Source organism: Mesorhizobium sp. CCNWLY176, assembly GCF_037153935.1.
GTDB classification, from domain to species: Bacteria; Pseudomonadota; Alphaproteobacteria; order Rhizobiales; family Rhizobiaceae; genus Mesorhizobium_M; species Mesorhizobium_M zhangyense.
Map to the genome: position 1 here is coordinate 183,635 of NZ_JBBBDZ010000006.1, position 19,221 is coordinate 202,855.

12 protein-coding genes are annotated in these 19,221 nt (G+C 63.7%); 1 reads left to right on the plus strand and 11 read right to left on the minus strand.

All coding sequences use genetic code 11. From position 1 onward, the window contains the following. Nucleotides 1-66: 66 nt before the first annotated feature. The 11 genes from addA to WBQ96_RS12660 all read right to left on the minus strand — a co-directional run bounded on the left by addA (nucleotide 67) and on the right by WBQ96_RS12660 (nucleotide 17,209). Nucleotides 67-3,591, minus strand: coding sequence for a double-strand break repair helicase AddA (gene addA, locus WBQ96_RS12610; protein ID WP_336550480.1), 3,525 nt, complete (start codon nucleotides 3,589-3,591; stop codon nucleotides 67-69). Beyond that, nucleotides 3,588-6,719 carry a double-strand break repair protein AddB gene (addB, locus tag WBQ96_RS12615; protein WP_336550479.1) on the minus strand — a complete coding sequence of 1,044 codons (3,132 nt, stop codon included), beginning with the start codon at nucleotides 6,717-6,719 and terminating at the stop codon, nucleotides 3,588-3,590. Before addB ends, addA begins: the two co-directional genes overlap by 4 nt. Then, nucleotides 6,716-7,420 carry a nucleotidyltransferase family protein gene (locus WBQ96_RS12620; RefSeq protein WP_442920828.1) on the minus strand — a complete coding sequence of 235 codons (705 nt, stop codon included), beginning with the start codon at nucleotides 7,418-7,420 and terminating at the stop codon, nucleotides 6,716-6,718. Before WBQ96_RS12620 ends, addB begins: the two co-directional genes overlap by 4 nt. 17 nt (nucleotides 7,421-7,437) lie before the next feature. Beyond that, nucleotides 7,438-8,943 (minus strand): tRNA (adenosine(37)-N6)-threonylcarbamoyltransferase complex ATPase subunit type 1 TsaE, encoded by a 1,506-nt coding sequence (gene tsaE, locus WBQ96_RS12625; protein ID WP_442920821.1) that lies wholly within the window; start codon nucleotides 8,941-8,943, stop codon nucleotides 7,438-7,440. Nucleotides 8,944-8,951: 8 nt separating this feature from the next. Beyond that, complete coding sequence (locus WBQ96_RS12630) at nucleotides 8,952-11,519, minus strand: sensor histidine kinase (protein WP_336550477.1); 2,568 nt, start codon at nucleotides 11,517-11,519, stop codon at nucleotides 8,952-8,954. Nucleotides 11,520-11,718: 199 nt separating this feature from the next. After that, nucleotides 11,719-13,119, minus strand: coding sequence for an adenosylhomocysteinase (ahcY, locus tag WBQ96_RS12635; RefSeq protein ID WP_336550476.1), 1,401 nt, complete (start codon nucleotides 13,117-13,119; stop codon nucleotides 11,719-11,721). A 152-nt stretch (nucleotides 13,120-13,271) separates the two neighbouring features. After that, nucleotides 13,272-13,574, minus strand: coding sequence for an HPr family phosphocarrier protein (locus WBQ96_RS12640; RefSeq protein ID WP_336550475.1), 303 nt, complete (start codon nucleotides 13,572-13,574; stop codon nucleotides 13,272-13,274). Beyond that, nucleotides 13,571-13,972, minus strand: a complete 402-nt coding sequence (locus WBQ96_RS12645; RefSeq protein ID WP_091915663.1) for a PTS sugar transporter subunit IIA — start codon at nucleotides 13,970-13,972, stop codon at nucleotides 13,571-13,573. Before WBQ96_RS12645 ends, WBQ96_RS12640 begins: the two co-directional genes overlap by 4 nt. Before the next feature lie 172 nt (nucleotides 13,973-14,144). Then, nucleotides 14,145-14,591: an HPr kinase/phosphorylase gene (locus WBQ96_RS12650; RefSeq protein WP_336550474.1), complete on the minus strand. Its 447-nt coding sequence runs from the start codon at nucleotides 14,589-14,591 to the stop codon at nucleotides 14,145-14,147. A gap of 2 nt (nucleotides 14,592-14,593) precedes the next feature. After that, a complete protein-coding gene (locus WBQ96_RS12655) occupies nucleotides 14,594-16,378 on the minus strand; it encodes a sensor histidine kinase (RefSeq protein WP_336550473.1) in 1,785 nt (594 codons plus the stop codon). A gap of 129 nt (nucleotides 16,379-16,507) precedes the next feature. Beyond that, entirely contained in the window at nucleotides 16,508-17,209 is a 702-nt protein-coding gene (locus WBQ96_RS12660; protein WP_091915669.1) for a response regulator transcription factor, read from the minus strand. A gap of 368 nt (nucleotides 17,210-17,577) precedes the next feature. On the opposite strand from WBQ96_RS12660, the gene WBQ96_RS12665 reads away from it, so the two are divergent. Further along, nucleotides 17,578-19,188 (plus strand): phosphoenolpyruvate carboxykinase, encoded by a 1,611-nt coding sequence (locus tag WBQ96_RS12665; protein WP_336550472.1) that lies wholly within the window; start codon nucleotides 17,578-17,580, stop codon nucleotides 19,186-19,188. Nucleotides 19,189-19,221 lie beyond the last annotated feature (33 nt).

A 19,221-nucleotide genomic window follows, 5' to 3' on the forward strand; every position in this document is an offset into this window, starting at 1 on the left:
CCTTTCCGGGTTCGATGTCGCGCTATATGTGGTGTCGGCCTTGCAGGCGTTCAAGCAGACCTTGTGTCACGCCTGTGTGAGTCGGACAAGGGCATCGTCCAGCGCGGTTTCGGGAATCCGCATCAGGTTGGGCGCCTCCGTAAACAGAAGGGCCGCCGAAACCTTGTGGCGCGGATAAAGCGGCTGGAGCAGCGCCCGGTAGAGCGCGAGCTGCGTGACATAGGACAGCGGAACATCGCCAAACGCGGCGGGGGCCGGCCGGTTGGTCTTGTAGTCGACGATGAAGACCTCGTCGGCGGTGACCGCCAGCCGGTCGATCTTGCCCGAGACCGATCGCGGCCTGCCGCGAACCGTGACGCTGCCCATGATCGACACTTCGGCGCGTGAGCCTTCCCCGAACAAGGGGGCGAAATCCGGTGATGCCAGAATGGCTTCCACCGAGGCGAGTGCCGCGTGGCGTTCTCGCTCGGGCCAGCCTGCCGCGATGCGCTCGAGATAGCGCAATGCTGCGGCGTTCCTTTCCGTTTCGGGAACATTCGGCAGCATCTGGAGCAGCTTGTGCAGCGCCAGGCCACGGGCAATGGCGAAACCCGGTTCGATCTCGGGATCGAGCACCGGCGAGCGGTCCGACACGACCGGTTCCTTCGTTTCCTCGATCAGCGCCGAGGCACCAGACGGGGACAGAGGTCGCGGCAGCCGCTCCACCGGTGGCAGCGGCTTCAGCAGATGCTGCGGCATCGGCGCGGATGACTGCGCCGGGGTTTCGGGCGCCTCGGCGGCGGCCTGCGCGGTCGTGAATGGCGTGACGCGAAAACGGTGCACTGTATCGTCGGCGACCGGGTGCTTGCGTTCCTCGCTGTGCTCGATGCCGACCAGCGCCCGGGTGACAAGCGCGTGCCAGGTCGCGGCGTTCTGCGCGCGCTTGCCGTGATAGCCGCAGACGATCAGGCGGTCTTCGGCTCGCGTCATGCCGACATAGAGCAGCCGGCGATATTCGTCGTCGGCGCGCTCCTTCGCCTCGCCGCCCGCAGCCTGCGAAAACAGGTTGGCGACATCGCTGCCCGAGCGCCAGAGAAAGGCTTTTGTCTCCCGCAGTTCCTCGCCCTTTGGCTGGAACGGCATCAGCCGCGGCAGATGCTGGTCGCTGAAGGGGGCCGCCCCGCCATCCACCAGGAACACCACCGGCGCTTCAAGCCCCTTCGCGGCGTGGACAGTCATGATGCGGACTTCGTCGCGGGTCTGGTCCATCTCGCGCTTGATCTCGGGACCCGCACTTTCCAGCGTCGCAAGGAAAGATTCGAGACCGGGCAGGCCTGTCCGTTCCTCGGCGAGGCAAAAATTCAGGAACTCATCGAGGATATCGCCGGCGTCCTGGCCGAGGCGAGCGACCATCTTCTTACGCATGCCGTCGCGGCCGAGAATGCCGGAATAGAACTCGAATACCGGCCGGAAGGCCGATTGCGTCGACCATTCGGTCAGGCGTTTTACCGTCTCGGCCAGTGGCGGAGAATTTTCGGCCTGTTGCCGGAGCGATGCGTATAGAGACAGCCCGCCGGCACGGGCGGCGGCAAGATCGAAAAGCGTGTCTTCGCCGAGCTGGAAGATCGGGCTTTTCAGCACCGCTGCCAGCGACAGGTCATCCTCCGGCTGGATCATGAAACGGCCAAGCGCCATCAGGTCCTTGACCGCGATATGGCCGGGCAGGCTCAGGCGATCGGCACCGGCAACCGCGATGCCCCGATTCTTCAGGCTGCGGGCCAGCGCGTGGACGAAACGGTCGCGCTTGCGCACCAGAACGATGACATCGCCGGCGCTGAGTTTTTTCCCGGTGCCTTCGATGATTTCGCCCGAGCGAATCCAGTTCTGGATGGTCGCGGCGACATTTTCGGCAACGCGCACCGCAGGCGCGTGGGCGTGATCGACGGCCTGCGTCCAGTCATCCGGTTCTTCCGCCGCATCGGCGCCGACCGAAGGCCAGACCTCTACATAGCCCGGCGCCCCGGCGCGGATGGCATTGTGCTGGACCGGGCCTGGATCGAGCGTGATGCCGCGCTTCGCCTCGTCGCTGGCAAAAACCCTGTCGACCGCCTGTAGCACGTCATCGGTGGAGCGGAAGGACAGCGTCAGCTTGACCGGCTCGAAACTGCGGTTGGCGGCGCGGATCTTCTGCGAAAATTCCTGGCCGCTGCGGGCGAAGGACTCCGGTGCCGCACCCTGGAACGAATAGATCGACTGCTTTTCGTCGCCGACGGCAAAGACGGTGCGGTGGACATTGTCGCGCGCGCCGAAGCCGGCAAAGAATTCCTCGGCCAGCCGCTTCACCACCTCCCACTGGTCGGGACTGGTGTCCTGCGCCTCGTCGAGCAATATGTGGTCGATGCCCTTGTCGAGCTTGTATTGCACCCATGGGCCGGCATCCTGCCTGGCCAGCAGGCGCACGGTGCGGGTGATGAGATCGTTGAAATCGAGGAAGCCGCGCCCGGTCTTCAGCCGCTCGTAGCGGGCGATCAGCCAGTCGGCGATGGTGAGTGCGGCGCGCGTGCCTTCCAGCATGCGGAAGGTGGCAAGGCGGTCGGATATTTCGATGATCGCGGCTGCAGCGGCGGCATAGCGCTCGGCAAGGTCCGGCATGCGATCGTGCAGGGCTTTCTTGAATGTCTTGACCGGGTCATAGGGATCGCCATCCGACTTCAAAAAGCCTTTCGCCAGCAATTTCAGCCGGGCGACCGGGTCGGGTTCTGCGAAAGCCAGGATCACATCCGGGATGATGCTGTCGAGCGCACGGCGAGCATCGACGGCGGCAGCCTGATTGGCGAACTCGGTAAAATAATCGGCTGAAAAGCCCGGCAGCGGCCAGATCGAGGCGGCGATGTCTTCCGCCGTGTCCTCCGGGGAGAAGCCGAATTCGGCAAACAGCATGGCATAGGGCACGGTGTCGTGTGCGGCGGCATCGATGAAGTCGCGCAAACCGTCGCGCTTGCGCACGATTTCGCCGAGCAGCGCGTCGAGCCCGGCCTCGCCACCGCGCTCCAGCACCATGGCGAAGGCTTCGCCGAGTTCGGGATTGTCGGATGCGACCGCGCCCGTCACCATTTCGCGCCGTGCGGTGGCAAACAGCGTTTCTTCCATCAGCGGGTCGAGCATCTGGAAGTGTGCTGCGATGTTGGCTTCCAGCGGAAACTGGTGCAGCACGGATTCGCAGAAGGCGTGGATGGTCTGGATCTTCAGGCCGCCCGGCGTTTCCAGCGCCTGCGCGAAAAGCCGCCGCGCCCGGCGCAGCTTTTCCGCGTTGGGCGCCTTGTTGTCGATCTTTTGGATCTCCGTCCGTAGTTCTTCGTCGCCGAGCATGGTCCATTTCGACAGATTGCCGAAGACGCGGTTCGACATATTGGCGGCAGCGGCGCGCGTATAGGTCAGGCAGAGGATTTTGGATGGGTCCGTGCCTTCCAGCAGAAGGCGGATGACGCGCTGGGACAGCACATGCGTCTTGCCCGAGCCGGCATTGGCCGACACCCAGGCGGAATTCTGCGGGTCGGAGGCTCGCGCCTGCCGGTCGGAGGTCTCAGTGGGGACGGGATAGACCTTTTTCATGCGTCGTCGCCGCCATCGTCGGCGCTGTCACCGCCGGCGGACCATTCGAGGACGCGGGCGAGATGGTCGTAGTCGCCGTCCGTCTCGCCTTCGCGGAAGGGCAGCGCGCGCGACAGATATCCCGTTTCGAGCCTGCCATAATGCTTGAGCAGTTCCTCGAGCCGGTGCCAGGCTTCCTCGGAGAGATCGCCCGCCGTGCGTGGCTTGCGGTTGTATTCCAGGATCGATTCCTCGAATACCTCGCCATTGGGCTTGAAGCGGACGAAGGCGAGCTGCGATGGCTCCAGCTGACCGAGTTCGCGGAATGCGCCGCGTTTCAACAGCGCGCCTTCCAGAGCCAATTGGGGCGCAAGCAGCGTGTGGGCCTGCGCCTTGGACGGCGACGAGCCGGTCTTGTAGTCGAGAATATCGGCCATGCCGGCGGGCAGCACATCGACGCGGTCGGCATAGCCCGAAAGGGTTACGCCCGAAGCGCCGACGACGGTCTTTTCGGCGCGCTCCTCGGCATGACGGGTGTTTACCGACGGCGCGCGCGTGCGCTCCCAGGCGATGATGTGTTCGGCGAGTTTTTCGAAGCGCGGCCACCAGATCGCATGAACGTCAGCCGGCAAGGCGGCCTCCGCGAAACAGGTGCGGCCGGCATCGAGAAGAACGTCGAGCGCGGAACCATCGCGCGGATCGACACCCGAGGCCGAGAAGCGATGCATGATGGCATGGAACAACGTGCCGCGCTCCGCCGCACCGGGATCGCGCACCAGCGGGTCGAGCGGCATCAGGCCGAGGATGCGGCGGGCGTAGATCGCATAGGGATCGCGGCGCAGCGTTTCGATCTCGGTGACGGAGAAATGGTGCGGCCGCGCCTCAAGCGGCGGCTTGGGCTGCGGGCGCTCGGCAAAGGGAATTTGCGGCCCGCCATCCAGCGCCCGCGCCCAGCCTAGCAGTTCATTGCCCCGCGCGCGCATGGCCTGCGCCTGCTCAGCGCCGGCAAAGGTCAGGATGCGCTGAAGCCAGCGCGACGGAACCGCCGGTGCGTCACCCGATCGGGCGGAGCGGGCAAGAATGACCTTGCCGGCACCCATCGCCATTTCGAAATCATGCGCCGACTGGCCGATCCGGCGCTCCGGCGGTTCGAGGTCGATGCCGGTCTTCATGATGCGCGACATGAAACGGTCGGCCTGGGCCTTGCGCGGCCAGACGCCTTCGTTGAGGCCCCCGACCACCAGCGTGTCGACGGACAGAAGGCGGGCTTCCAGAGCGCCCCAGATCGAGACGCGGCTATCGCTGCCATAGGCCGGCTTGACGACCTCCGGCGCGACCAGTGCATCCATGATGTCGGGCCATTCCTCGGCCGGGAAGGAGAAGGGCGCGCTTGCAGCGACGAGCCCGCGCAGGAGTTCGGCCAGCTTTTCACCGGCGTCACCCGCGTAAAGCTCGGTGAGGCTGCCATCCGCGCTTCGCCCGAGTGCTTCCATCGCCGTGACCGTCACGCGGATGATGGCGGCAAGCTCCACCGTCTGGTCGTTGCGGAAGGCAACCAGAGGCACAAGCGCGTCGTGAAGCCGCGCGAGCATCGCCCGCGCTTCATCGATGCGCCTGACCGTCACGCGGGCGAACCAGAACGGTTTGCGGCCCTCGTCGGCCAGCGCTTCAAGCCGCTTTTCGAAAAGCGCGCCGAGGCTGGCGACATCCGGCCGGCCGGTACCGCCGCGCAGCGCCACCAGCTCGATCGTCTCCGCAGCATGGCGCACCGCGGCACGCTCGAGGCCGAGTGAGAGCAACGGGTGCTTGAGCAACGACAGTACCGCAACCGGATCGCCGGGATTGAACGCCGCCTGCAACACCAGACGCAGGAAAGCCCCGGGCGGCGTGTTGGAAAGCGGCGTACCGCCGGAATCGTCGGCCTGGATGCCGAAACGCAACAGCTCGGCCGAGACGCGGCGCGCAAGGTTGCGGTCACCGGTCACCAGCGCTGCGGTGCTGTCCGGCGCTTCGATCGCGCGGCGCAATGCAATGGCGATAGCGACGGCTTCGTCCCGCTCGCTGGCGGCTTCCAGCAGCGTCACATCGGCAAATGCGCCGGCCAGCTCCGCGTCCGATATTCTTTGCCGATGGTCCGCCCAATCGTCGGTGGTCTCGGCCGGCAGCAGCGCTTGCCCGACAAATTCAGCGCGCTGGGCAAGATCAGGTTTGACGCTGCCTATCTCGTCGACATCGGCACGCAGAACGGCAAGTTTTCGCAGCAGCTTGGCGAGGCCGTATTGCGGATGGCCGAGCACGGACGGTTGCGGCGCATCGCCCGCAATCACCGACCAGGAGCGTTCGTCCATACGCTTATCGAGACCGGGCAGGACGACCGCTCCGCGCGGCAGGCGGGCGATTGCCGACAGCAGTTCGGCGGTCGCCGGAATGGAGCCGGTGGAGCCGGCGGCGATGATCGGCCCCTGCGGCGGATCGAGCCGCAACCGCTCTGCCTCGAGCCGGATCAGCGCGCTGCGATGGGCGGCAGGGTTCGACAGGTCGCGCTCCGCAAGCACTGCCGGCCAGCTGGTCATGACGATTTCGAGGAAATCCAGCGTCACCTGCCACCAGTTGGCGAGGTCGCCGGAAACCAGATCGCGCAGCCGGGACCATTCGGAGCCTTCGGTTTCGATCTCGTCCATCAGGCCGGCCAGATCGCGCGCCAGCCAGACGGCGTCTGCCGACGAGGCCGGCACGACGATTTCCTCCTCGAACAGGCTGGCGACATGGGCGGGCAGGCGCCGCTTCCAGCTTCGGACCAGGGGCGCAAGAAGCAGCAGGCGATCGATCGACGCGATGGGCGGTGCCAGATCGAGGCTGGCAGAGCCTTCCGGGTTGAACAACGCCTCGTCCTCGTCGAATTCGCCAAGCGGGCGAATGGTCGGCAGGATGGCCGCGCGGCCGCCGGAGCTGTCGACGAAAACGCCGCGCAGCTCGCGCGCGGCACGCCGCGTCGGCACGTAGATCGTGACGTCGGCAAGCGCCAGCGGGTCGCCGTCGAAACGAAAACCGGGGATCAGCCGGCCGGCAAGCAACTCATCGGCGAGCGTCGGCAGAAAGGCGGCACCGGGCGGGATCGACAAGACCCGCGGCGTCGAGCGTGCGCTCATGCGTCCTGCGCCAGCGCAGCGGCCACGACCGCTTCAGCCGGCGCAATGGCATCCGGCGTGCCGACCGTGATCCACTGGCCTTCCATTTTCATGCCGAACAGGCGGCCGTCCGAGATGGCGCGGTCGAAATAGAGGTTGAGCGAATGCGGCGTCGGCGCAGCACCCTCGAAAATGCGCGGATGCACGATGGCAGCACCGGCGTAGATCATGCCCGTGGGGTCACCTGCTGCGCGCGCCAAAGTGCCGTCGGGCGCGGCAAGGAAATCCGTGCCGCCGCTGTGTCCCGTCGCCGAGTCGAGATCCGAAAGCATCAGGAGAATATCCATTCTCGATGCGTCCCAGGCAAGGGCAAGCCGTTTCAGGTTTGGCTGGTCGCGATCGATCCAGAAGGTGTCGGCGTTCAGGATGTAGAAGGGTCTTTCCCCGAGTTCCGGCAGTGCCTTGACGATGCCGCCGGCCGAGTTGAGCAGGCTTTCGCTTTCGTCCGAGATGACGATCGCCGGCTCCTTGCGATCCGCGACATGGGCGACGATCTGCTCGGGCAGATAGTGGACATTGACCACCGCCTTGGTCACGCCGGCGGCTGCAAGACTGTCGAGGCCCCAGTCGAGCAGTGTCTTTCCGGCAATGCGCACCAACGGCTTGGGCAGCGTTTCGGTGATCGGCAGCATGCGCTTGCCGAGGCCGGCGGCCAGCACCATGGCAATTTTCGGAGCGGTCAAATCGATGCGTCCTCAGTGAGGCCGTGACGGTGATAGAAATCGCGCAGTTCGGCAAGTGCCGGATGCGCAAGCGCGCGGCGCAGATAGTCGCGGATGCGCGGCAGATGCTTCAGATAGTCCGGCTTGCCGTCGCGGCGATCGAGGCGGACGAAGATGCCGAGGATTTTTGAATTCCGCTGCGCGGCCATGATCGCATAGGCTTCCGTAAAAGCATCGGCGTCGAAACCGCCTGCCTTCGAGCGCGCAGCGATATAGGCTTCGAGCGTGCTTGCTTCGATATCGACCGGCACCGTTACGCGGGCATCCATGGCGAGCGAGGCGACATCGTATGCGGCGGGACCGATCAGCGCGTCCTGGAAATCGATGATGCCGAGCCGGTCATGGCCGGTTCGATCGCCGCGCCAGATGATGTTGGGCGAATGGAAATCGCGCAGCATCAGCGTCTTTTCCGCCTTGTCGACGCGATCGAAAAGATCGTTCCAGACCTGCCGGAAGCCGGCGCGGAGCGCATCGTCGGGCTGCTTTCCGGCAACCGCAGCAAAATACCAGTCGAGCAGCAGTTCGACCTCGATCATCTTCGCGCCGCGGTCGAAGGGCGGCACGGTGTGCATGACGCCGGGTTCGATCTCGATGCGATCGGACCAACTCTTGCCGTGCATCATCGCGAGCAGTTCGGCGGCGGCGGCATAGCGCCCGGCCACCGGCTTGCCCGCCTCCAGAAATCCTTCCGCGCCGAGATGTTCGATCAGCAGGAAACCGGCTTCGAGATCCTGTGCGTGGATTTCCGGAACTGTGACACCGCCATCCCGCAAGGCGCGGTCTATAGCTACGAAAGCCGAGACCGACTGCGCCGTGTGGGCGATCTCGGCATAGGGCTTTCCGTCGCGCACCGGCGGCCCCAGCACCAGCCGCGGCGAGTTCATCAGCACACGCGCGGGCTCGTCGCCAAGCGTCACGATTTCGTAGGATCGCGCGGAGGCGTCGCCGACGAAATGGCTGCGGGTAGCCTCGCCCCAACCGGCGGTGTGCAAAAAATCGCGCGTGGCAAAGGAGCGCCCGATGCGCTCGGCAAGCGCGCCGGACGCTGAAATCCTAACGGTGCGGCCTTCGCCGTCCTCAACCAGTTCAACCCGGGCGGCGGAAGGCGGCAATCTCTCTCCGGCCTTTTCCGGCCATTCGACCAACGCCGCGCCCTGTTCCAGCGCATCTTCAAAGCCGAGTTCGTCAAGCTCGTCGGCGGATGACAGCCGGTAAAGGTCGAAATGGTGGACCGGCACGCGCGTGTCGTAAGACTGGACGAGCGTGAATGTCGGGCTCGGCACTTCAAGATCAGGGTCGCCTGCAAGAGCGCGGATCAGGCTGCGCGCCAGCGTCGTCTTGCCTGCGCCGAGATCGCCGTACAGCGCAAGGACATCGCCCTTGCGCAGTGTCAGCGCCAGGTCTTCGCCCAGCCGGACGGTCGCCTGCTCGTCCGGCAGAAAACGCTCGAACTCCATGGCCATGGAGACCGCTACTCCGCCGCTTCGCGGACGCCGGTGGGCGTGGTGGGGAACAGGCAGATCACGGTGGTGCCGCGATCCTTGCCGGTGTCGATCCGGACCGTGCCGCCGTGAAGCTCGACGAAGCTTTTTACGATCGAAAGGCCGAGCCCGGCACCGCGGCGCCGGCCGCCATTGACCCTCGGCTCGAAGCGCCGGAATACCGTGTCCAGAATCTCCGGTGCCATGCCGGGACCATCATCGTGCACGGCGAACTCGACGCCGTTCGCCGTCTGCCGGCAGGAGAGCGAAATGGTGCTTGCCTCGGGCGCGTAGTTGGCGGCGTTGCTGAGCAGGTTGTAGAGTATCTGGCGGATGCGGGTTTCGTCGCCGTGGAAGCTTTTTGGCGCCTGCGCGGCGTCGATCTCCAGCTTGATCGCATGCTCGTCGAGACGCTCGGCGACCAGCTCGGCGGCGGCGGCGATCGTCTGGTCGACGCGCACTTCGGCAATCTCCAGCTCCATGATGCCGGCATCGACCGTTGCAAGGTCGAGGATGTCGTTGACGATCGTCAGAAGCACCGACGAGGACGAGCCGATATGGCCGAGATATTCGCGCTGGCGCGGCGCCAGCGGGCCGGTGGCCGGCAGCGACAGCAGCTCGGCAAAGCCGATGATGTTGGTGAGCGGCGAACGCAGCTCGTAGGAAACATGCTGGACGAAATCGTTCTTGAGCTGGTCGGCCTTTTCCAGCGCCTCGTTCTTGTCCTTCAGAGCGCGCTCGACATTGACGCTGTCGGTGACGTCGACAAAGGTGATCATCACCTGGCCGTTCGGCAGATGAATGACGGCATAGCGCAGGACGGTGCCGTTCCTGAGTTCCGTCTGGCCGCTGCCGTCGCGGCGCTCGTCGTCGAAACCGGTAACGGCTGCTACGAAGGTCGGCCATGGACTGTTTTCCGCCAGCGCATCGCATTGCGCGCGGATCGCCGAGATATGGGTCTTGGCCTCGACGGTTTCGGCAGGCAGGCCCCATAGGTTGACGAAAGCCGGATTGGACAGGCGTATGCGGCCGTCAGGCCCGAACACCGCAACGCCCTCGGCAAGATTGTCCAGCGTTTCGCCCTGCACCCGCACGGCGGTGTGGTAGCGGCTTTCGAGGTCCATGCGCTCGGTCAGGTTCTCGAACACCCAGGTGACCCCACCCTTGGGTTGCGGATTGGCAATGACGCGGATGGTGCGGGAGTCCGGCAGATGCCACCAGTGTTCCTGTGAATCGACGGAGCGATAGGCGCCAAGCAGGTTTTCCTTCCAGCGCCGCCATTCCGGCTGCTCGGCGATCTTGCCGTCGCTGCGCAGCCTGTCGAGCAGGAGGGCATTGTCGGGCGCGCTCTCGAGAAACGCGACGTCCAGATCCCAGAGCTTCTGGAAGGCCTGGTTGAAGAAGCGCAGCTTCTCCTGCGGGTCGAAGATCGCCACTGCCGTGGTGAGCTGGTCGAGCGTGTCGGCATGGCTGCGAACCGTGCGCTCATATTCCTCGCGGATGGTCTCGACACCGCTCATGTCGAGCGCGATGCCGGCCGAGCCGTCGCCGCCGGCAAAGTCCGTGACCGAAAAGACCCGGCGGTCGCCCCGGACGACGGTGGAAAGCGTCTGTTCGAACACCGGATGGGCAAGATGCTGCTGCACGATCGATTCACGCGCCGGCGTTCCTAGGAATTCCTTGCCTTCGCGGGTTGCGGCTTCGGCATTCAACGCCTCGACCGCTTCTGCATAGGCGCGGTTGACCCATTTCAGGCGACCGTCAGCGGCGCGAATCCAGAACGGCATCTTCAAGGCGTCGATGAGGCCGAGCATGTTGTCGTAGTCGGCGGCGAGGCGCTGGTTTTCCAGCTTCAGGCGTGCCTGGTTCCGCTGCGATTCAGAAAGCGCGACAAACCGGACGAGGAAATGCGACGGGCTCTTGCGGCCCTGGACTTCCAGCGGCGCGGAGGTCTGCGATTCGACGACGAGGTCGAAGGAAGTGCCCTTTTCGCGCAACGCGGCGACCGCGTGATCGAGAGCGGCGGCAGAGCGCGGCATCAGCCAGCGGCCGAAGGCCAGGAACGCCGCGCGCTCTTCTGGCGCCCCGGCTTCCGCCGGCAATGAGCCGACCAGTTCGGGTTTCTGTTTCTCACTCGCCCACACCACGACGCGCTGGTCGCGCAGGTTGAGCAAGGCGTCGGAGCGCTGCAACGACGCGTTCAGATCGGCAACGCGGGCGCGCAGGTCGACATTTTCTGCCGATATCCGGGCACGCTCGCGGATCAGGACGATGGCCGATACGAGGGCCGCACCCATGACGCCGGCAAAGACGGCGAGTTGCATGACCTCGACCGCGCTGACCGAAAGACCTGCCTTTCGCGCCACCACATCCGCCTGAGCCAGGGCAACGTCGACCGAGGACAGTCCGAACATGGAAGTCGCAGCCAGAAAGCGACGGGCCATCGGCCACCGCCGCACGCCAGCCGGCCAGAGTCCTGCCACTGAAGCAGTCTTGCTCGAATCCTCGTGGCCGCCGGTAACGGCCCGTCCCGCGCGAAGCGGGTTATCCCCCGGCATGTCTTGTTCCTCTCCGCCGCCTGAATGCAAGACCGCCTTGATACGCCCTCGGATCCCCGCCCCCGGGCCCCAAGACGTCGCGAATCACAACAACATACAAGCTGGGCGAATCGCCGTGAAGAAGCTCGCGCGGCAAAAATAAAGCCGGGCGAAAAGTCAATCGCCCGGCTTCAACATCTAGTAGTTTGGTTAATTCAAATCAGTACCGGTAGTGTTCCGGCTTGAACGGACCTTGCTGGGTCACGCCGATATAGGCAGCCTGTTCGCCGCTAAGCTCGGTGAGTTTCGCGCCAAGCTTGTCGAGATGCAGGCGCGCTACCTTTTCATCGAGATGCTTGGGCAGGACATAGACCTGGTTCTGGTAGGTGCCGGGCTTCGTCCAGAGCTCGATCTGGGCGAGAACCTGGTTGGTGAAGGACGCCGACATGACGAAGCTCGGATGGCCGGTGGCGTTGCCGAGGTTGAGCAGGCGGCCTTCCGACAGAAGGATCATGCGCTTGCCATCCGGGAAGGAGATCATGTCGACCTGCGGCTTGACGTTGGTCCACTTCAGATTGCGCAGTGCCGCGACCTGAATTTCGTTGTCGAAATGGCCGATATTGCCGACGATGACCATGTCCTTCATCGCCCGCATATGGTCGAGGGTGATGACGTCCTTGTTGCCGGTGGTGGTGATGACGATGTCGGCGGTGGGCGCCGCATCTTCAAGCGTCACAACCTCGAATCCGTCCATTGCGGCCTGCAGGGCGCAGATCGGGTCGACCTCGGTGACCTTGACGCGGGCGCCGGCGCCGCTGAGCGATGCAGCCGAACCCTTGCCGACGTCGCCATAGCCGCAGACGACCGCGACCTTGCCGGCCATCATCACGTCGGTGCCGCGGCGAATGCCGTCGACCAGCGATTCCTTGCAGCCATATTTGTTGTCGAACTTCGACTTGGTGACGCTGTCATTGACGTTGATTGCCGGGAAGGGCAGCAGGCCCTTCTTCTGCAGCTGATAGAGCCGGTTGACGCCGGTGGTGGTCTCTTCGGTGACGCCGCGGATCGCTTCGCGCTGCTTGGTGAAGAAGCCGGGCGACTGCGCCATGCGCTTCTTGATCTGGGCGAACAGGATTTCTTCTTCTTCACTGCCGGGGTTCGACAGCACGTCCTCGCCTGCCTCGGCGCGCGCGCCGATCAGGATGTACATGGTGGCGTCGCCGCCATCATCGAGGATCATGTTGGAGGTGCCGCCATCGGCCCACTGGAAGATCTTGTCGGTGTACTGCCAGTATTCCTCCAGCGTCTCACCCTTGATGGCGAAAACCGGAATGCCGGCCTCGGCGATCGCGGCGGCGGCATGATCCTGCGTCGAGAAGATGTTGCAGGAAGCCCAGCGGATGTCGGCGCCGAGCACCTTCAGCGTCTCGATCAGGACTGCGGTCTGGATCGTCATGTGCAGCGAACCGGTGATGCGCGCGCCCTTCAGCGGCTGTTTTTCACCGAACTCCTCGCGGCAGGCCATCAGGCCCGGCATTTCGGTTTCGGCGATCTCGATTTCCTTGCGGCCCCAGCCGGCAAGCGAAAGGTCGGCAACGATGTAGTCTTTGCTACCAGACATTGCAGTGCTCCAGTGAATACGGTTTGCAGGCGCACCCGCAGACTTATTCACAACGGGCGCAATTATGCGGCGTGACTAGCAGATCGCGGTCAAATCGACAATGGGATATAAAGAAATCTTTATTCGTGCATGTCTCTCAAGGAGTATGCGGTTCAGATTTCCTCACCGAAACGCCCCGAGATGAGCGCTTCGAGCGCATCCATCACCTGCTGCGCCTCCGGGCCGCTGGCGGTGACGCGGATCGAACAGCCGGGGCTGGCCGCAAGCATCATCAGGCCCATGATCGAGGTGCCGCCGACAGAAGTGCCATCCTTTTCGACGCGGACATCGGCCTGGAAGCCACCGGCCACCTGCACGAACTTCGCCGAGGCGCGGGCATGCAGGCCGCGCTGGTTGACGATCTGGAATTCCCTGCTGATCAGGCCATCCTTGGCAGAAAAGGGCAGGCCGCTCATTTGCTGCTCAACAACTGGCTGGCGACATTGATGTATTTGCGGCCGGCCATCTGCGCCTCGTCGAGGGCGAGCGCCATATTATCGCCCTTGCGCACGCTGGTGAGCTTGATCAGCATCGGCAGGTTCATGCCGGCAATGATCTCGACGCGGCCGGATTCCATCACCGAAATGGCCAGATTGGACGGCGTTCCGCCAAACATGTCGGTCAACACCACGACGCCGGAACCGGTATCGGTCCGGGCAACGGCATCGACGATGTCGCGGCGACGCTGCTCCATGTCGTCATCGGCTCCGATGGCAACCGTCTCGAAATGTTCCTGCGGCCCGACGACGTGCTCGACGGCGTTGCGGAACTCCTCGGCCAGTTGACCGTGCGTCACGAGCACGAGTCCGATCATTCTGCTTAGGCTCCCGTCATGGCCCGTTCACGAGCGCATTGTATTCTGGCCGCTAATCCGGACATGGCCGGACGGCGGAGCGCTATCTTGTCGACGCGGCGGGCGTTGACAAGTCCTAAAACGCTCGGAATTGGGCCATTTTGCCGCATCGCACCACGAACATGCACTCAAGTCACAAAAAAGGCGGCAAGGAAAGCCGGGCGGAGAGCGCAAGAGCAGCACCAGTGGCGTTGCGTTCGGCCAGGAACAGGCAAGGAAGCCGGCAGCCAGCGATTTCCTCGAACCTGTCTTCCGGAAGACGCTCGGTATCAGCAGGCGAAACGAGCCGCACCAGAAGATCGATGACAGCGCATTCCTCGAAGCCGACAGGCCTCGGACCCTGCCCGAAAACCTCGACGAGCCCGCCGATCGTCGGTGGCGCCTTGCACAACAGGTGTCCGCCGCGCGCCGAGATCAGCACCTGGTCGTCGCCGACAAGCCGGGCCAAGCGGCTGCTTGCCTGAAACTGCGCAATGAGCGTGAGCGCCAGCGTGCTCTTGCCCGAGCCTGACGCGCCCAGGATCAGAACGCCGCGATCGCCAAGGACAAGTGCCGTACCGTGCAGGTTGGTAGCGACCACAATCAGCCTTCGACCGGAAGCGTCATCACGAAGCGCGCGCCCATGGTGTCGCCCGGCTTCGAGCCGGGAATATTTTCCGCACTCAATGTGCCGCCATGCGCCTCGACGATCTGCCGGCTGATCGACAGGCCGAGCCCGGAGTTCTGCCCAAAAGCCTCGCTCGAAGGACGGTCCGTATAGAACCGCTCGAAGATGCGGTCGATATTGTCGGCGCGTATGCCGGGACCGTTGTCGTCGATCGTGACGATGTTGAACTTGCCGGCTCGCTCCAGCGAGATGATGATCTGGCCGGTCTCCTCTGGAACGAAGGAACGGGCATTCTCGATCAGATTGGTGATGACCTGGCCGATGCGAAGGTCGTGGCCGAGCGTGAAATAGCCTTTGACGCCCTGCGGCAGCTTCGCCGGCCTGAATTCTATGCCGACCTTGCGCTTGTGACGGCCGGCATCCTGGGAGACAGCGACGAGATCGGAAATGAACTTCTTCAGGTCGATCCTGGCTGAATCCTCGCGCACCAGTTCGGCGTCGAGACGCGAGGCATCCGAAATGTCGGTGATGAGCCGATCGAGACGCCGCACGTCATGCTGGATGACTTCCATGAGGCGGCCGCGCGAGGCCTCATTCTTGGCCAGCGGCAGGGTTTCGACGGCGCTGCGCAGTGATGTCAGCGGGTTCTTCAGTTCATGCGACACGTCGGCGGCAAAGCTCTCGATCGCCTCGATGCGGGCGTAGAGCGCGTTGGTCATGTCGCGCACCGCGACGGAGAGATTGCCTATCTCGTCCTGGCGGTCGGAGAAATCAGGGATTTCCTCGCGATTCTTGACGCCGCGGCGCACACGCACGGCAGCCGCCGAAAGCCGGCGCAGCGGGTTGGCGATCGTCGAGGCAAGCAGCATCGAAAGGATCGCCGTCACCAGCGCAGCGATGCCAAACACGCGCAGGATGGCTTTGCGCTCGGCGGCAACGATCTTGTCGATGTCGCCGCCTTCGGTCGACAGCATCAGAACGCCCATGACCGCGCGGAAGCGCTGGATGGGAACCGCGACTGAGACGATCTGCTCGCCCTGCTCGCTGACCCTGACGATGGTCGACGGGCTGCCGGTCAGGGCGCTCATCACTTCGGGGAAAGACGCGCCATTGCCGCCGGGCTGCTCGCGATAGACCGGCAGGTCGCCGTTGCGGAACAGGTCGAAGACGAACTTCTGCACGCGTTCGAGGAAATCCGGCTCCTCTTCCTGCACCGGCGGAAGGTCGTAGCGCAGGATCTGCCCGCGCGAATAGAGATGCCGGGAGTCGAGCAGAAGATTGGCATCGCGGTCGTAGATGCGCGCGCGCGTCCGGGTCGGCGAAATCAGCCGCCTGAGAACCGGCGCCACGCGCTCCGGGTTGATCGGGAAATCCAGGCTGTCGAGCTGGTCCGACCCCGGCCCGAGGCTTTCGCCGGCCTGAAGCTCGAGCAGCTTTTCCGGGTCGATCCTGATCGTGTCCGTTTCGATCGTTGCGGAGGAGGCAATCGCGCCTGCGATGATCTCGCCCTGTGTCATCAGGCTTTCGACGCGGGCGTCGATCAGTCCGTCGCGAAAGGTGTTGAGATACATGATGCCGATGACGAGGACCGCCAGACCGGCAAGATTGAGGAAAAGGATGCGTCGCGTAAGGCTGGAAAAGACATGATGGCCGAGAAAGCGGCGCAGCGGCACAGTCACACGCCGCAACAGCGAGGACGCCATCTTGCCCGGCCCGCGTGTGGCCGTTGCCGGTTTCTTGAGTTCGACCTCAATGGCCATGCAGTCACAAATCCCAGATCATGGAGCCTTACCGGTTCTCACGAACCGGGACGGGGCGCTCCACACTGCGAGCCTGATCCGAACCCGGTTCCCGCCTTCCCGGATCATGGCCCGACGGTTCGCGGGCTGTTATGCCTCGCGGAACCGGTAGCCGACGCCGTACAAGGTTTCGATCATTTCGAAATCGTCATCGACAGCCTTGAACTTCTTGCGAAGGCGCTTGATGTGGCTATCGATGGTGCGGTCGTCAACATAAACCTGCTCATCATAGGCCGAATCCATCAAGGCATCACGGCTTTTCACCACGCCGGGGCGCTGCGCCAGCGAATGCAGGATGAGGAATTCGGTGACGGTGAGCGTTACCGGCTCGCCCTTCCAGGTGCAGGTGTGGCGCTCCTGGTCCATGACGAGCTGGCCGCGCTCGAGCGAACGGGCCTGCTGGCTCGGCGTCTTGGCGGCCGCATCCCGGGCGCTGGCGCGGCGCAGCACCGCCTTGACGCGTTCGACCAGCAGACGCTGCGAAAACGGTTTGCGGATGAAATCGTCGGCGCCCATCTTGAGGCCGAACAATTCGTCGATCTCGTCGTCCTTCGACGTGAGGAAGATGACCGGAAGATCGGTTTTCTGGCGCAAGCGGCGCAGAAGCTCCATGCCATCCATGCGCGGCATCTTGATGTCGAGGATGGCAAGATTGGGTGGACGTGCGGCGAGCCCTTCGAGCGCTGATGCGCCATCGGTGTAGGTCTCGACGCGATATCCCTCGGATTCCAGCGCGATCGAAACCGAAGTCAGAATGTTGCGGTCGTCATCGACAAGCGCGATTGTTGCCATATCAAGCGGCTCCCTCATGTGCGGAGTGTCCCTTCTTGCGTCGGAAGGGGCTATTGGCGGACAAATTGGGTACAAAATGTGGCACCGTCGCCGCTCCTTGTCGCATGGACCCTGACCGCATACTCCCTCTTGGCGACCCGGCTTCGCCTGAATGCCAGATTAAAAATTGCATGCTTATTGTGCAACCCTAGCATCTTTCGTTGGATATAAACGATTTAAAATATTTTCAAAATTTTTAAATCGATTAAAGATTTGAAATTACTTACCTTTTCTGTTTCTGACCACAATTGCCCTCCATGAGAGGAGGAATATGACGGCGGGTCATGTGCCCGAACATTGGCGCCCTTGTTATGGATGGAGAGCTGCGCATGAGCGAGACCGGCAAACGAAACCCGAATTACGGGATCGACAAATCCGGCCTGAAAACTTCGGGCACCGTGCATTATAATTTCGGTGCCGCAGCGCTTTATGAGGAATCGATTCGGCGCGGCGAAGCCAAGTTGACCGCGCATGGAGCCCTCGTGGCGGAAACCGGCCAGCACACCGGACGCTCGGCCAAGGACAAGTTCGTGGTGCGCGACGCAGCCACCGAACCGCATATCTGGTGGGACAATAACAAGCCGATGTCGCCCGAGCATTTCGAGCTGCTGCTGTCGGATTTCATTGCCCATGCGGCTGACAAGGATCTGTTCGTGCAGGACCTGATCGGCGGCGCTGACGCGACGCAGAAACTGCCGACGCGGGTCGTCACCGAATATGCCTGGCATTCGCTGTTCATCCGCAACCTACTGATCCGCCCGGCAGCGAGCGAACTCGACGCGTTCACGCCGAAGATGACGATCATCGACCTGCCGTCCTTCCGCGCCGATCCGGCACGGTACGGCTGCCGCACGGAAACCGTGATCGCGGTCGACCTGACGCGCATGATCGTGCTGATCGGCGGCACCTCCTATGCCGGCGAGATGAAGAAGTCGGTCTTCACGGCGCTGAATTATCACCTCCCGGTCAAGGGTGTCATGCCGATGCATTGCTCGGCCAATGAAGGGCCTGACGGTGACGCAGCCGTCTTCTTCGGCCTGTCCGGCACCGGCAAGACGACGCTTTCGGCCGATCCCGCGCGCACGCTGGTCGGCGACGACGAGCATGGCTGGGGACCGGAAGGCATCTTCAATTTCGAAGGCGGCTGCTACGCCAAGACGATCCGGCTTTCGGCGGAAGCCGAGCCCGAGATTTTTGCGACGACGCAGCGCTTCGGCACCGTGCTGGAGAATGTGATTCTCGACGAGGCTCGCGTTCCCGATTTCGACGACGGGCGGCTGACCGAAAACACGCGCTGCGCCTATCCGCTGGATTTCATTCCCAATGCCAGCGCCAGCGGCCGCGCCGGCCATCCCAAGAACATCATCATGCTGACCGCCGATGCCTTCGGCGTCATGCCGCCCATCGCCAAGCTGACGCCGGCGCAGGCCATGTACCACTTCCTGTCCGGCTACACGGCAAAGGTCGCGGGCACCGAAAAGGGCGTGACCGAGCCAGAAGCGACCTTCTCGACCTGCTTCGGCGCTCCCTTCATGCCGCGCCATCCTTCGGAATACGGCAATCTGCTGCGTGAACTGATCGCCGCGCACGGCGTCGACTGCTGGCTGGTCAATACCGGCTGGACCGGCGGCGCCTATGGCACCGGCAAGCGCATGCCGATCAAGGCGACGCGCGCGCTGCTGGCCGCGGCCCTCGACGGCTCGCTGAACGGCGCGGAATTCCGCACCGACGCGAATTTCGGCTTCGAGGTTCCCGTGACGGTTCCAGGCGTCGACAGCGCGATCCTCGATCCGCGCTCGACCTGGGCCGACAAGCAGGCTTACGACCAGCAGGCGAAGAAGCTGGTCAACATGTTCATCGACAATTTCGGCAAGTTCGAAACCCATGTCGATGCCAGCGTTCTGGGAGCCGCGCCGCGTATATTGGACGCCGCCGAATAGGCTTGCCTAATATGAACGCAAAAGGCCCGGCTC